The following is a 15,691-nucleotide window of genomic DNA, read 5'->3' on the forward strand; positions in this document are numbered from 1 at the left end:
GAGAATCAGTCTGTTTGTATTTTACAATCGAAAATACAAAAGGAGGAGCAATATGTCTCGTTATACAGGTCCTACATGGAAAATTTCCCGCCGTTTAGGCATTTCTTTGAGCGGCACAGGCAAAGAGCTTGAAAAACGCCCGTATGCACCTGGTCAGCATGGTCCAGGCCAACGGAAAAAACTTTCTGAATACGGCTTACAATTGCAAGAAAAACAAAAGCTTCGCCATATGTACGGAGTTAACGAACGTCAATTCCGCAATACTTTCGTAAAGGCGGGCAAAATGCCGGGTATTCACGGTGAAAACTTCATGATCCTTTTAGAGTCTCGTTTAGATAACATTGTTTATCGTCTTGGCTTGGCTCGCACTCGCCGTCAAGCACGCCAATTGGTTAACCACGGCCATATTTTAGTGGATGGAAGCCGCGTGGACATTCCGTCTTACCAAGTAAAACCAGGCCAAACGATTTCTGTCCGTGAAAAATCCCGCAACCTTCAAATCATTAAAGAAGCGGTTGAATTAAACAACTTTGTTCCTGAATATTTAACATTTGATCCGGAAAAGCTTGAAGGAACATACACTCGTCTGCCTGAACGCTCTGAATTGCCTGCGGAAATTAACGAATCGCTCATCGTTGAGTTCTACTCTCGTTAATAAAATTAGATTGTATAATTCAGTATTTAAAAACCCTGAAACCCTTGAGAAGAAAGGATTTCAGGGTTTTTTTGTTTCAATTTAGGTTTTCATAATGTATTATTTTGGGGCAAGTGGGGCAGCTTTTGGAGCTACTTTTTATAAAAATGCGGACAGATGCTGAATTATTTTTATATACACGAAAGTACCAAAATGAGATTTAGAGCCTGTGGAAATCCTTGAAATCGTATCAGTAAATTCAGATCTATCACGATTCATAAAATGTATGTGCATAGTAAAACGTTTTTATAACTTAAAATTTCCCCTATTTTTAACCAATTCTTTTTAATCACATAAAATACATGGGAAATTTGTTCTATTGAATTTAAATTGTTTAGTTTTGTGCCTGCATACCATATCGTTGCAGAAAAAAGCTTGAAGACTCACTTCTTAAAACAAAAAAAGGAATTGAGTGCATAATGAAGAATATTTATATACGGCAATATTCTATTAGATTTATTTGTAAAATCCCACTAACGAATGCTTTCACAGCTGGTGAAATAATATCGATTAATGATCTTCTAATGAAATAGATGCTGATACATCGGATGACGAAGCAAAATTTGAGGTAGGAATTTAGTTCTTTACTCAAATTTAAAATTAAAAGTTGATGATGAGTAAGAAATCAATTTTTTAAAGGGGCTGCCTGATGAGTTCCTAAAATGAAAGAGTTTGGAGAAATACTACAGTGAAGGACAAAAATAATTGAATAAACTTTGTAAATGTCCTTCATAAGAGGCAATGAACCCAACAAGAAGCAATTATATGTGCTGAATGTCCGTCAGAAAACTTTTGAAGAACCAATTCAGAAAGAGGGAGCATAAGAAAAGTCCTTCATAAGACTTCTGAAGGATATAAAAAGATAGAAAAAATGGTCTGCCCGATAAGTCCCTAAAATGAAGGGGCTCGAAAAAGTCAGTTAACCCTGACTTTTTGGACAGCTCCTAGTTTCTTTAAATATTACAGTATTTCACGCAGGGGGTGGACGATATATTGGATGATTTTAATTTGATTATATTCTTATGGAGAACTTCATTTGTTATTTCAATACTTACATTTATAATTGGTTTACTCCATCGTTCTTGGCTGTTTATGCTTATTAGTACTGTATGTAATGCACCCCTTTGTCAAGACACAAATTGATAATATTTAAGTTATCCATTCTCTCCTTTCGCTATGAATGTGGTGCGTGTGCGATAAAGGCTTGACATGGAGCCTCTACGGGCACGATTTTTTGCGCTGGAGCGATGGACAGATAACATCGCATGGCTAAAACAGCCTATCATGCCCGTCTCTCCATATAAAGCCTCTCATCACGTTCGATGGTTAGGATGCTTGAGCCATCTTAGGTTGCTTGTACACTGTTGCTGGCGTCAAATAGTCCAAGGATTGGTGAGGTCGGTCTGTATTATAGAACGTAACATAGCGTCGAATGCCTTTTCGCAACTCTTTAGGATTATCGAATTCATTGAGATAGATACATTCATACTTTAAAGCTCTAAAGAAGCGTTCCGTACGACTATTGTCTGTTGCTCGTCCTTTGCCATCCATTGATACCTGGATGCCATACTCTTTCAACAGCCCGAGATAGTCAGCGTTTGTAAAATGGCTGCCCTGGTCACTATTGATGATGGTCGGCTTACCATGACGCAATGCCCGCTTCAGACAGTCGATGACAAATCCTTTCTCCAGCGTACTAGATAACTCGTAATCGATCACTTTGCGGCTGAACCAGTCGATGATGGTAAACAGGTACATAAAGCCCCGTCCCATACGAAGGTAGGTGATATCCACTCCCCATACATGGTTCGGACGGGTGATCTCCCATCCACGGAGCAGGTAAGGCCGGCAGTACTTGGCATGTAGCCTCTTACTAAGGTTGGGTTTTGGGTAAATAGCTTGTATACCCATAAGGCGCATGAGACGGCGTACGCGTTTACGATTCACATCAAATCCTTTCTCACGAAGTTTCGCAGTCATGCGCCTGTAGCCAAAGTAGGGATGAGCTGTATAAAGCATATCCATTTCGTGCATGAGCATGATGTTTTCTGAGCTTTCTGTTTGCCCCTTTGATTGGCGATACACGCTAGTACGATGAATACCTAATAACTGTGCCTGACGCTTGATGCTGATCGATGGGTGATTGAATTCGACCATAGCCTTTCGTTCGTCAACAGACTTATTTGAGTCCAGATTTTTTTTTCAGCCAGTCAACTTCAACCGTTAACTGACCTACCAATTTCTCTAAATTTTCTTGTTTGGCCTCATATTCTTTACGGATTTTATCCACTTCGCTTGAGCCTTTTTCAAAGACCATCGAGGATCGTTCTAGAAATTCTGCTTTCCAACGACTGACCATGACTGGGCTTAATTCATATTTGGCGGCTATTTCATTGACGGTTTGCTCTTCACGCAACACCTCAAGAACCACCTTAGCTTTAAATTCTGCGGTATATCGGTTTCTTTTTTTCATGGTATCATTATAACTTATTTATCACGCTCATGTGTCTCACCTTATGGGAGCATTATAGTAACATTTTTACCAGTTGCATATTATTTTCTCGGTGCGTTAAACGCATGGCGGTTAGTTGGATATATACCAATTTTATTATTTTCACTTACAGTCCTGTTCTGGTTTCTTAAAAAAAGAAATAAGAGCGGAGAGAAAATAAAACGACAAGATCTTCCTCTTCAACAAAAGTATTTGAATAGATAAATGCAAAGATTGACCATAAAATTTGGCCAATCTTTTTTGCATAACCGTGTTATGAAAAAACAAGTGGAATATTGAAAAATCCAAGATTTAACATTCAATTGTCTTTCCTTTTCCCAAAGCCTACCGCAAGTCCTAGAAAAATATACGCATAGGACAGGATGATTAATTCCAAAAAGCCAAATTTATGAAAAATAAGTGAATCCTGAGCTTTTTCATCGATATAATCCCCCTTGCCAACCATATAAACCCCGACCAAGAGATAGATCACAATGGATATTGCCAAAAATAATTTACCGAATATAGTAAAACGAAATTTAGAAACAACTAACGCAATTATCATCCAATATCCTAATCCAAGTAAGACTAAAAAAATTGAAATATAATATGGCTCGTAAACAGCCAATTCACTAATTTTCATTGTTATCGTTCTCCTTGATTCCTTTTTATTATGGATTACATCCTTATATCCCGTCTCCACGGCTCCAAATTCCTTGGGGATTTCCAATTTCAATTCTCTTTCCTTTTCCCAAACCCTACTGCAAGTCCTAAAAAAATGTACGCATAGGACAGGATGATTAATTCCAAAAAGCCAAATTTATGAAAAACAAGCGCATCAGGTGCCTCCTCATCGATATAATATCCTGTTCCTACCATATAAGCTCCGACCAATAAATAAATTACAATGGATATTACCAAAAAAATTTTACCGGAAATCTTAAATTGATATTTGGAAATAGCTAATCCTATTAAAAATAAATAACCTAAACCGAGTAAGATTAACAAGATGGATATATATGTAGGTTCATAAACACTTGGTTCAATAACATTCATAATCATCTACACTCCTTCTCACAAACAAAAGTGTTCCATCATTCTCTAAGTTTGGGGCATCGACAGAAACCGATAGCTCCGAGCCCGCTTCTTGATCGTCTATGTCAATTTTCACTTCAAATCCATCTTGCCGAGAGATCACCTCTTCTCCCTTCTCCGCAGTCGGAACTGTTTCTAAATCTTCAATCACAGGGCAATTCGTCATATAATCAGGCGATGATAATTGTCTGAAGATTACTTTGTGCATTTACTGGAAAACTCGTATAAAAATAAGGACAAAAAAGTGCAATGAAACCAAACAAATATTTTTAATTTTCATATAATTACCTATATAACTAGTATTTTACAATTAAAATAAAATTTGACAAGCTTTTCTTTATTAAAAAACCCACTCCCAAAGAGGGTGGGATGCTATGGATGAAGGTTATTCTTGCACATGTATTGGACATGCACTGTTAGTATTTAACTGTAGATGAGTGAATTTCATTACATTTATTACCATCTTCAAAAAGTAAACAAAGATACCCTTATGCCACTCGTAACTGGTGTTTAATGGAATCTAGTGGCACTCCTCGTTGAGCTTCGTAATAAATAAACTCAATGAGATTGTGAATTTTTCTCGATCTCACACTCGCAAGACCGGTTGAAAAATCACTTGAATGTTCTGTCATGCAATAGATATACGTAAATTGTACGATGACCCAAAATCGTTTAATGCCTCGCTCATGTCGGGGCTGTCTAATAAGTCGATTTTCCGGCTTATAGACGTCCCTTTAATGTTTTAGAAATGTTGATATATCAATGTTTATGATGTTTCGTTTTCAATGGATTTTGACTTTCTGGACAGCCCCTAAAAGAGTATGAAAGGTTCGCCAACTGCACTTCTCTTCCGGCAACCCTCAAATGGTTACTTTTTATCTCTTTCCCCGTGAACGGATCTATCTTATTTGATCTGTAACTATATCATCCTGTATTTGATTCCGTATATATTCTTCAATTACTTTCTTATTTCTTCCTACCACATCCACATAAAAACCTCTGCACCAAAATTTTCTGTTGCCATACCGATATTTTAAATGTACATGTCTATCAAATATCATTAAACTGCTTTTCTCTTTTAAATATCCCACAAACGAGGAAACATTCATTTTTGGCGGGATATTTACTAACATATGAATTTATGAAGAAAGATACGAAACTTTATTTACTTTCCATATAAGCTGCGTTTCTTTTTCTAAAAAAGTTACAACCCACCCAAAATGATGTAAATGATCGGTAAATGTTACCTTATGATTTAGTGTCCATGTTAAATCCCCTAAATATCTCCAATAAAAAGATTCGTGTGGTCTGTCTACTCTTACCAATCTTTCTTTTTTTAAAACCTTATTTCCTTTTTGACGTTTTATTTCTAAATATATATCTACATAAGAGACTTCGTGTTCACATATAATGCTACATATATATCTACGATTAGGGCTGCTCTTTTTCTTATAGATAAATGTATTTTTGTAATTTAATTCTTTTATCTTGTTGTATATTTCACGAAAAATTTGCTTATCCCATCCTCGCTCATCAGCAAGTTTTTCCATACCCTCTTGTAACACTTCTAATACCATTTTCTTTTTTTCCAAGTCATCCGTAAGAGAGAAGTATTGATTATAATCCATTTCAACATAAACAGTAATAAAATCGGGTACCATTTCCATTTCAATTTCTTTCTCGCTTAATTTAGATAGATCCGGTACGCATTGAATGATAACCCCCTTTTCCCCATCTGTATGAATTTCGGGCAAAAGACGAGTATAAAGTGATGTAATACATCTTGTTTCATAATGAAAGATGGCGGACTTGCTTTGCCTATAATCGGTAAAGGGGCTTGTCTCACCAGTATCATAGTCAACTATTACAGTATGATCAAAATAGTTTATATCACTTGGAATAGAAAGTTGAATATCCCTTATAACAGTCATTTTTTCACTTCCTTTTATTAAATTTATGGACGATAGTGAAATGGAGGTGATAATTTGTTGTTAGGCTGGATTCTATTAATGTATTCCTTATGCCTTTTTTTCCATCTCAGTGCATTATACCTACCACGTATGTTAGTTTTTACTATTCGTGAAGCATACCGATCTGTCCTGTATTGCCTATTCCACTTTCTAACTTGTCTTTCAGCGCGATATGATTTTCCCTTTTTAGAAATCCTTCCACTACTAATACCAACTTTAACTACTTTATTAGTTTTTTTATCATAAATTTCATATCCATGTATCGCAGAATTTCTTTTACGATTCGAACGATATTTTTTTGAAATTTTTTTATACTTCTTGTAGACCTTATAAATCTTATAAGCTCTATAAGCCCCCATTCCAGCTATAATAACAATATGAGCATAATGCCCATCCGGATCGACCAGCATCACCGGGTTGTTGTTTGCATACGTATAGCCGTTCTGCGTAAGAATGTCATCCGCATCGCCTGGATCTGGATCCAAGAACAAGAACACGCCATGAGTTGGATGGTAGTATCGGGCGATCAAGTAGTATAGACCCGTTTCTTGGTCATATTTGGTATCCCGCATAGCGGTAGGGTTTTTTCTTCTGTTTCCCGAATTCTGAGATGGTTTCCCCAAACCTCGTAATTGAAAAGGCAGATTTCCCCTAGCTAAGAAACCTGCCTTTCTCTCTTATAAAATTTCTTACATAGTCTATAACTTCTTATCTTTTTGAGGTGGATTTAAAAACATATCATCATCAATGCCATATCCTTCTGGAGCCCAATAAGTTTCAGGATAACAATATTCATTAAACAACTTCCTCAAATACCTTATCGTTTCACTCCATGTCAAAAAAGTAACAAAACTATAAGGTGGATCTCCTTCATTATTCCATACTGCCCAAGTTCTATTTGGCAATTCAGTAACATACCATCCCCCGTCTTCTGGAATATGAAACATAAAGAATGTATTATCACTAGCCTCAGACCATGTACGATAGCCAAGCTCTTTAGCAAACTGTTCATATTTGCTAAAGAAAATCTTTTTAAAAAAATTCATTTTTCCCTCCACATATAAACATTTTACAAAATATATAAGCTATTTTTTCCTGTTCTTCACTTTCCATATTGTAATCCTCCAGGCTTCTCCACTTCTATAAAATTTACCTTTAAAATGAGGATGATTTTTAGTAAACTTGTTACTTTGTAAATGATAACCATGGTTATTATGCGGAGGATGGAGTTCTATAGATCTATATTTCCTTTTACCTTTATTATTTTTAGTAGAATAAAGAACTCCCCAATATCCTTTACCCGAATCGTTTGCCCCCTTTATCCGTCCTATTTTGTGAATTTTAAAGCCTGTTTTCTTTATCTTTTGAAATATGTCTTTAAATAATTTAGCCCTGTGCCCATCCGGATCGACCAGCATCACCGGGTTGTTGTTCGCATAACTATACCCGTTTTGCGTGAGTATGTCATCGTCATCCCCCGGGTCGGGATCTAAAGATAGGAACACGCCATGCGTTGGATGATAGTAACGGGCGATCAAGTAGTATAGACCCGTTTCGTTGTCATATTGGTATCCTGCATATCGATATGGGTTTTCCGCTGCCATATCCCCCGATTGGGAAAGAATATTTCCCCACGTATCGTATTGATAGCGCGCGGCAATGTTTCCTTGGGCATCCGTTAAAGCAATGACATCGCCATGGGCGTTATAGTGGTAAAAGTAGGTGGCACTACCTTTTTTCATCGCCAACAGCTGGCCGTTTTCCCCGTATATATACGATCTTACCACATTTCCGCTCGCATCCGTTTCGTACAGAACATTCAAGCTGTCGTCTTGGTATGGTAGTTTGTAATTACGCTATTAATGTTCTTTTGAATTCGTTAACTATCTTCACTGTATAATAAAAAAGGTTATCCCTTAAATCACGGGATAACCTTAAAGAAGCTAATTACTATTTTCTCGTTTGCTTTTCATAGTAAGATTTTACAAGCATTTCCACTATATTATTACTACCAATCAGACCAATTGGATTTTTTATTTTTTCCCCTTCCTCTTTAGAAATAGGCTCTAATTCTGCTATTGGTGTATTCGCATCCCCTCGACTCACAAAATATTCCTTACCATTGTAAAACACAAAATCAGGTAACTCATATTCTTCAGGATTGAATTTTCTTTTAGACAATTTCCCAATAATTTTCCATTCTTTATTAACGATTCCATATATTCCACTGTTAATAGTATATAGAACAGAAAGTTTTTCAAATTGATTACTAAAGTTTTTTATATCTAATATTTCATTAGTGAAGATATCAAAATATTGTATATAAATGTCATCCTTTAGACCTTCTCCTTTTACTACTAAACCATAAGCATATTTTTCAATTTCTTTAAGCGGGATTGCAAATACAATGCCTGGTTCAATGTTAGGAACCTTTTTTCTCTTTTTCAACTTAAATTTTACATCGGAGATTTCCATTTCCTCCAATTGTTCGGCTATATTTGAATCAAGTTGCATAGCCTCCATAATCAATGCTTCTAATTCAACCACCGTTGGTTTTCTTTCTAAATCTTCTTCATAAATTTTTTTGATTTCTAATAGCGTATCACTTAACAAATCGATTGCATCGTCACTTAAAATAATTGTTTCCTTGTTCTTTATGCTTTCCCAGAATGACATACAATCACCAACCATATCTTCTTATTACTTCTTTATAAATCCTTCTAGATTCGCTCATATATTTTCTATACTTTTTATTTCTTTTACTAATAGGTCTTATCTTGTTTCTAAGCTTACTTTTTCCACCGTGTTTCAAATATAGGCGGTGTTCTAATCCACGCGCTTGTCCCCAGGACAGATTGCTAGCAACTTCTTCAAAATCTAAATTAGAATGGTTTTTACTATGGACATATCTTCTCTTCTTAATATTTTTAGTTCTTCCGACATATTTTACTACATTTCCTTTCTTTAAGACATAAACAGAGTGTTTTGCCGCTTTGAGTCTTCCTCCACCAACAAAACCAATAGCTGCAGCAGTTGCGACACCTTTCCATCCTTTTCCTGACTTGTACGCCTTATACCCGTCATAAACCGCAAACCCTGCATTGATAGCCATCCACACAAAATGCCCATCCGGATCGACCAACATCACCGGATTGTTGTTCGCACTATACCCGTTTTGCGTGAGGATATCATCGAATCTCCTGGATCAGGGTCCATGGATAAAAACACGCCACGCTCTGGGTGATAGTATCGGGCAATCAGGTAGTATAGACCCGTTTCTCGGTCATATTGGTATCCCGCATATCGGTATGGGTTTTCGTCGGCCAAGGAGCCGGATTGGGAAAGAAGGTTCCCCCACGCATCGTATTGATAGCGCGCGGAATGTTTCCTTGCGCATCCGTCAAAGCAATGACATCGCCATGGGCGTTATAGTGGTAAAAATACATGGAAGTACTTTTTTGTGATGAGAAACTATATAAGTTGCAATTTTGTTTTACATGGCATTGTTCGCTCTTCTTGTCACCGTGCCAGCTTGTCAGGTGATAAAGACGGGACATGGAGATCGGAAATTCTTTATTACAACCTATATACCTAAATTTTTTCTTTGTTTTCTATTCATTTTTTTCACAATAATAAATAAAAAGACTATCTCATAAATCATGAGATAGCCCATATTACAGCTGTTTTTTAAACATAATTTCCATGTTCGTCTATTCCTATTGGATAAAATGGCATTTTTTCAATAATTCTAAATAGCTCCTCATGTTCACCTGACAACCAATCAACACAAAAATCTTTTGGATTTACATAGTATTCATTTTCCTCATTATCGTTTAACTTGTCACACTCAAACCAATATTTCCTAAATACGGCAATTACTCTTCCGCTAATACTTAATTCGTATTCATATCTCTCTTTGTCAAGATTCGGATCTAAAAATTCCTTTTCTTCTTCAATTGTCTCTTTTAATTCTTTTACATATTTTTAAAAAAGTATTTCATAGTCGTTCATTATCATGGCCTCCATTCATCAGGATAATATCTTTCCTGTTTACTACGATTACATCTTTGACAAGCAGTTTTTAGATATTTTGGATTATTGGCATATTTTATACGTGCTTTTCTAGACATGGCATACCCTTTCTTATAATAATGAATGATGGATTATGATCGACCTCTTGTTTACCCCCTTTTCTACCACAATACTGACAAGTATAATTATCTCTTTAAAACTGCATCTCTTACACTCTTTCTAGTACCATTTCCGTAATGTTTTTTACGATTGTGAATTCCTTTATTTACCTTTATTTTTTTCGGTTGCAGTTGGCATCGTACCTCATCGTTTCGCTGCCAAACCGAATAAGCTGATTGGCCCGTTATAATCGGCATTTGTCGTCGTCGATTGTCCATCCTTTGTTTTCGCAACTTTCTTTCAACTAATTAAATCCGTCATAAGTATAGTTGTTGTTCATTGTAACTAAAGACTGTTTAAACGAACCTATGTCTTCAAAGGTTAATCTAGCTAAAATTAGGCTAAACGATGTTTATAAATAATCCTCAAAAACTTAACTATAAAAAAAGGGGGTGATTCCCCCTTTTAAACGATAAATTTCACTCTCATGTTTAAGGTTTTAATTTCTTACTAATAAAATTCTGTCAATACCATCTGAAGTTGAAGTAATGATTAACTCTTGTAGAATACAACAAAAAATTTTTCGTGCTCTTCTAACAAAATAGCCATCCTCAATTCAAAATCAAATAATAAATTATTTTTTTATATTTATTATTTTTCCATCTAGAGAAATTTTTCTTGTCTCAATCAACAAAATTGAATCCCAAATTTCTATTATAATATTTACTTTAGAATGATATTGTTTACTCCATTCCTCCTCATTTGGTAAGCAAAAATGTAGTTCACCTAAAGGTTCGTTTTGATAATGGATGGAGGTTAACTCTAAAAAATCCACTTTTTCCCTATCATAAAAATTAAATCTAAATTCCTCACTATCCTTAACAAAGTAAAATGAAGAAACATCAATAAAAGCTATTTCATGAAATTTTACAACCTTATCATCCGTAATCTTAATCTTAAATTTTATAATGTCATTTAGTAAGTCTACTTGTGTATCTAAAATTTCAGCGCCCCATAGCTTATCAAGTATTTTCTGTATATCAACGTTCCCCATATTACTCCTTCTTTCTGTTCTAATATTTTTTATTTAAAATACGGCTTATTTCTTTATAAGATTTCCTTGAAAGATTAATATGTGTGTGTAGCCTATCACTACTTTTGTTGCCATACCTATCGAATGAACCATATTTGGAATGACTTATTCGATAATATGCTTTCTTTCTATTACCAGAGCCAGCATTCATCACTCTAACCCGATAGGAGTGCTTTCCATCAGGAATAGATACTTTCCATCCATTGCCCTTAGCTCTTTCCAAAGTACCTCCATGTTTTTTTGCAACTTTTTTCGCTAGCCTATAAGTTCTTGAAAATTTACCTGCTTTATATGCCCTATACGCAATTTTGGCACCTTTAAACGCAGCACCGCCAACCAATCCCACACCAACGGCAATCGCCGCAGCCTTCCAACCGCCTTTTTTAAATGCCTTATACCCATCATACGCCGCAAATCCCGCATTGATAGCCATCCACACAAAATGCCCATCCGGATCGACCAGCATCACTGGATTGTTGCTCGCATACGTATAGCCGTTCTGCGTCAAGATATCGTCCGAATCTCCCGGATCAGGGTCCATGGACAAGAACACGCCATGAGTTGGATGGTAGTATCGGGCGATCAAGTAGTAGAGTCCCGTCTCTTCGTCATATTGGTATCCCGCGTAGCGATACGGGTTTTCTTCTGCCATCCCACCGGATTGGGAAAGAAGGTTCCCCCACGCATCGTATTGATAGCGCGCGGCAATGTTTCCTTGCGCATCCGTCAAAGCAATGACATCGCCATGCGCGTTGTAGTGGTAGAAGTAGGTGGCATTGCCCTTTTTCATCGCCAACAGCTGGCCGTTTTCTCCGTATATATACGATCTTACCACATTTCCGCTTGCATCGGTTTCATACAGAACGTTGAGGCTGTCGCCTTGATAATGGTAGTTGGTCACAACCCCATTTACTTTCTTTTGAATGCGCCGGCCGTCTTCTTTATAACAAAAAGAGATTATACCCGAAATTCCGGTATAACCTCTGACCAAGAAACACTTTAATGCCGTTCTTGCGATTGAATCATCGAGTGTAGCCAAAAGATCGCTTTCTCTTTTTTTAAATGCTAGGATTCATCTCTAATTTATAAGGTTTTAACTCTCTTTTAATAAAATCTTATGAATATCCTCGATGTTTGAGGTCGTAGGGAGCATATACGGAGTATTTCCAAGGCTGATGAAAAGTTTCTCATCATGATTTGGCTAACATGCTTCAAAAGTGAAAACTAGTCCACTAGAGTTAAAATAATAGTCTTCTTCTAAAATGTTTATTGCAAAATAAAAATGCAGAGCTTTGCAGAGAATTTGGCTTATGCCAACTTTACATGGAGTGGTGGGCGTGATAGCCTTGTTAGGCGAAGCCAGCCCTTGATATTGCTGGCTTTCTGGCTTTTTAATCACGCCCACAGAGGCTTCATGTCAAGTTGCAATTCTCTGCACTTTTCTTTGCAAAACTCTGTATTTTTTCTTTGCTAAAAACAGCCAATGGCTGTGGCTGTTTGGGCTTCGACGGGAGATTGAACGGGTATTTAACGAGTAAAGAGTAATGGGATGGAGCCCCCCCATGATATGGATTTCATCGATATTTACTGCATGTGTTATGTTGCATTCTTATGCATAATTTCGAGTTTTTACTCTAGTTTTGCAACACCATCGAGCATATTCAACCTCCACCTCATGGATACGCAGGACGAAGGAATGTGTGGACCATCATCTAGTGATACATGGGAGGGTGAGCGACCATGAGAAGTGTGGAGACTTTTAGCACGGTCATACGCAGTATTATAGATATTGTAAATATGTTCCGTAGGATAGGTCTTAACATGTAAATATATTGTATAAATTCAAGTAATATTTATTTATATGAGGTGGCAAAGCTATCATGTGTTCTGCAAAATTTAAAAAAAACGTAAGAAATCTGAAGAAAATTAAAGTTTATAGAGGGAGGTTCTAAAAATGAATTTACAAAAAGAGCGGCAGTTACTGAACTGCCGCTCTTTTACCCCAAAATTTTACTATAGATAACGTTGCTATCAAAAGTCTAATAATTTTCTAATTCACCTTCTAAATCTCCTAACAAAACTTCAACTTCCATTACTGCGGAATCATAACCATTCCAAAAAATCGATGGTCTATATCCATCTTCTTTTATCCTAGGAAGCCATTCATTCATAAACTCATCGAGTTCAATTGGTTCAGGAGTATATCCTTCCCATTCTTTGGCGGCACAATATTGAGCAAATTCTCTTTTAGGCCAAAAAGGAATTAGTAGATTGCCATTATCATCCTCAGTCATTGCCCAACCGTCTTCGTAGAGTCCCCATACCTCTCCCCAATCGACCACTTTTTTTATAAAGTATTCATACCTTTTGTTAGCTGGTAAGTTAAGAACAGAGTAAAATTCTTTTTCATTTATCATGTTTTTACCTCCTTCTTCCATAGCGATCATACTTGTGCTGAGTTCTATGATTTCTTATTGTTTGTATATCACTGTGTTCGTACCCGTATCCTTTTCTTGCCTCATATCCACGTCTATGAGCTAACTCATATCCCTTTGGCACTCTTATAGTTCTTCTTTTCCCCCTTTTAATCTCATTAATATCACGTCGAATTTCACCACGTAAAGCTGATGATAATTTATCATCATTTGCTAATTCTCTTAAACGTGCTTGTTTACCTCTTCTACCACTAGCAAAAAACTGTAAATCCAACCTTCCAGCCCGTCTAACTTTATACACCCTATACGCAATTTTGGCACCTTTAAACGCAGCACCACCAACAAGCCCTACGCCTACTGCAATCGCCGCCGCTTTCCAACCGCCTTTTTTAAAGGCCTTATACCCGTCATAAACCGCAAACCCTGCATTGATGGCCAGCCATACCCAATGCCCATCCGGATCGACCAGCATCACTGGATTGTTGCTCGCATACGTATAGCCGTTCTGTGTGAGGATATCGTCCGAATCTCCTGGATCTGGATCTAACGATAAGAACACGCCATGCTCTGGGTGATAGTATCGGGCGATCAGGTAGTATAGACCTGTTTCGTTGTCATATTGATATCCTGCATAGCGATATGGGTTTTCCGCTGCCACATCCCCCGATTGGGAAAGAAGGTTCCCCCACGCATCGTATTGATAGCGCGCGCCAATGTTTCCTTGGGCATCTGTTAAAGCGATGACATCGCCATGGGCGTTATAGTGGTAAAAGTATGTCGCATTGCCTTTTTCATCGCCAAGAGCTGGCCGTTTTCTCCGTATACATACGATTGTACCACCGTTCCGCTCGCATCGGTTTCATACAAGACATTGAGGCTGTCGACTTGGTAATGGTGATAGTTAGTGATTTTTCAGTTGTGTATAGTTAAACATAGGGATCTTTTTCAGACTTATTTTGTGCGTACAAGATAACTCAAAAAATTATCATTGCAGGGGTTTCGGTGATAATGTTTTTTGGTTGTAACAATCGGTTTATCCGGTACTCCGCCCATGTAAAAAGCCTTAAGAGAATAATTCTCTTAAGGCAATATTAAGATAATAACTCTATAATAACTCTTTTCACAATACTTAATAACCACTTTTATAATTTAAAAATAGTTTGTCTTTAACGTCTTTTGGAATAGTGAAGTTTTTATAATTAAGGCCAATCCAATCAGTAACCTCATTATCAATTGGTCTCCAATTATTGAATATCGGATTTAAGGAGTCCTTATACATTTTTTCACTGAATGCAATAACGCAAACCTCTTTTTCTCTTTCTGCCCATATTCCCCACTTCATTGAAGGAGAAGCCCATACTACAGTATAGGAATTAACAAATATGGAGTCGGCTGGACTATCTTCTGGACTGAAATTCAAAATATCCAAGTATTGATCAGGGGTAATACTTATTTCTAACTTAACCCAATTAAAATAACCGAACTCTTTAAAATAATAGGTTATTGGATCAGGATCAAGTACAGCCATTATGATAAAATCATCATTTGTTTTATTAGCTAATTCCCTGATTTCACTCCAGAATTCGTCTGTCATAGTGAAATCAAATTCTTTAAACAAGTAATTTGTAAACTCTTTATGAAATACTTGGTTTGGTAAAGAACTATTAGAAATAAAAATTGTATTTATAAGATTTTTGAGATTCTCAAATTCCCTCATATTATCAATAAATTTATTTTTATATTCCATTATTTCGCTCCTAACCTTATTTTTAAAGTATCTTT

At 36.6% G+C, this 15,691-nt stretch carries 12 protein-coding genes and 6 pseudogenes; 2 read left to right on the top strand and 16 right to left on the bottom strand.

Going from position 1 to position 15,691, the window contains the following annotated elements; genetic code table 11:
• Positions 1 to 52: 52 nt before the first annotated feature.
• The gene (gene rpsD, locus RI196_RS14045) at positions 53 to 655 is read left to right on the top strand and encodes a 30S ribosomal protein S4 (RefSeq protein ID WP_063387361.1); all 603 of its coding nucleotides are present in this window, start codon (positions 53 to 55) and stop codon (positions 653 to 655) included.
• 1,365 nt (positions 656 to 2,020) lie between these two features.
• On the opposite strand, the gene RI196_RS14050 is transcribed toward rpsD, so the two are convergent.
• The 13 genes and pseudogenes from RI196_RS14050 to RI196_RS14110 all read right to left on the bottom strand — a co-directional run.
• Positions 2,021 to 3,167 (bottom strand): IS3 family transposase gene (locus RI196_RS14050; RefSeq protein ID WP_445958363.1). Its coding sequence is split into 2 segments (ribosomal slippage): positions 2,021 to 2,897 and positions 2,896 to 3,167, totalling 1,149 coding nucleotides; the frame shifts between segments, so codons are not numbered across the junction.
• 337 nt (positions 3,168 to 3,504) lie between these two features.
• Positions 3,505 to 3,828, bottom strand: a complete 324-nt coding sequence (locus RI196_RS14055; RefSeq protein WP_311066392.1) for a hypothetical protein — start codon at positions 3,826 to 3,828, stop codon at positions 3,505 to 3,507.
• 89 nt (positions 3,829 to 3,917) lie between these two features.
• The gene (locus RI196_RS14060) at positions 3,918 to 4,241 is read right to left on the bottom strand and encodes a hypothetical protein (protein ID WP_311066393.1); all 324 of its coding nucleotides are present in this window, start codon (positions 4,239 to 4,241) and stop codon (positions 3,918 to 3,920) included.
• A complete protein-coding gene (locus tag RI196_RS14065; protein ID WP_311066394.1) occupies positions 4,228 to 4,488 on the bottom strand; it encodes a hypothetical protein in 261 nt (86 codons plus the stop codon). The genes RI196_RS14060 and RI196_RS14065 overlap by 14 nt, the downstream gene beginning before the upstream one ends.
• 665 nt (positions 4,489 to 5,153) lie before the next feature.
• Positions 5,154 to 5,419 (bottom strand): annotated as a pseudogene (gene tnpA / locus RI196_RS14070) (IS200/IS605 family transposase); the annotation flags it as partial.
• Entirely contained in the window at positions 5,420 to 6,211 is a 792-nt protein-coding gene (locus RI196_RS14075) for a hypothetical protein (protein WP_130158291.1), read from the bottom strand.
• Between the two features lie 23 nt (positions 6,212 to 6,234).
• Positions 6,235 to 6,822, bottom strand: a complete 588-nt coding sequence (locus RI196_RS14080) for an RHS repeat-associated core domain-containing protein (protein WP_311067362.1) — start codon at positions 6,820 to 6,822, stop codon at positions 6,235 to 6,237.
• A 126-nt stretch (positions 6,823 to 6,948) separates the two neighbouring features.
• Positions 6,949 to 7,296: a hypothetical protein gene (locus RI196_RS14085; protein WP_311066395.1), complete on the bottom strand. Its 348-nt coding sequence runs from the start codon at positions 7,294 to 7,296 to the stop codon at positions 6,949 to 6,951.
• A gap of 39 nt (positions 7,297 to 7,335) precedes the next feature.
• Positions 7,336 to 8,129, bottom strand: a pseudogene (locus RI196_RS14090) (RHS repeat domain-containing protein); the annotation flags it as partial.
• 71 nt (positions 8,130 to 8,200) lie between these two features.
• Positions 8,201 to 8,926, bottom strand: coding sequence for an immunity 26/phosphotriesterase HocA family protein (locus RI196_RS14095; RefSeq protein ID WP_066246760.1), 726 nt, complete (start codon positions 8,924 to 8,926; stop codon positions 8,201 to 8,203).
• A 4-nt stretch (positions 8,927 to 8,930) separates the two neighbouring features.
• Positions 8,931 to 9,693: pseudogene (locus RI196_RS18800) on the bottom strand (RHS repeat domain-containing protein); the annotation flags it as partial.
• Positions 9,694 to 11,015: 1,322 nt separating this feature from the next.
• Complete coding sequence (locus tag RI196_RS14105) at positions 11,016 to 11,435, bottom strand: YxiG family protein (RefSeq protein ID WP_311066397.1); 420 nt, start codon at positions 11,433 to 11,435, stop codon at positions 11,016 to 11,018.
• Positions 11,436 to 11,454: 19 nt separating this feature from the next.
• A pseudogene (locus RI196_RS14110) lies at positions 11,455 to 12,429 on the bottom strand (RHS repeat domain-containing protein); the annotation flags it as partial.
• Positions 12,430 to 12,961: 532 nt separating this feature from the next.
• On the opposite strand from RI196_RS14110, the pseudogene RI196_RS14115 reads away from it, so the two are divergent.
• Positions 12,962 to 13,112, top strand: a pseudogene (locus RI196_RS14115) (ISNCY family transposase); the annotation flags it as partial.
• Positions 13,113 to 13,513: 401 nt separating this feature from the next.
• On the opposite strand, the gene RI196_RS14120 reads toward RI196_RS14115, so the two are convergent.
• The 3 genes and pseudogenes from RI196_RS14120 to RI196_RS14135 all read right to left on the bottom strand — a co-directional run bounded on the left by RI196_RS14120 (position 13,514) and on the right by RI196_RS14135 (position 15,656).
• Entirely contained in the window at positions 13,514 to 13,891 is a 378-nt protein-coding gene (locus tag RI196_RS14120; protein WP_311066398.1) for a DUF2750 domain-containing protein, read from the bottom strand.
• A gap of 4 nt (positions 13,892 to 13,895) precedes the next feature.
• Positions 13,896 to 14,818: pseudogene (locus RI196_RS18610) on the bottom strand (polymorphic toxin type 8 domain-containing protein); the annotation flags it as partial.
• Positions 14,819 to 15,038: 220 nt separating this feature from the next.
• Entirely contained in the window at positions 15,039 to 15,656 is a 618-nt protein-coding gene (locus tag RI196_RS14135; protein WP_311066399.1) for a hypothetical protein, read from the bottom strand.
• Positions 15,657 to 15,691: the final 35 nt, after the last annotated feature.

This window comes from Aeribacillus composti, assembly GCF_031760945.1.
Classification (GTDB): Bacteria; Bacillota; Bacilli; order Bacillales; family Aeribacillaceae; genus Aeribacillus; species Aeribacillus composti.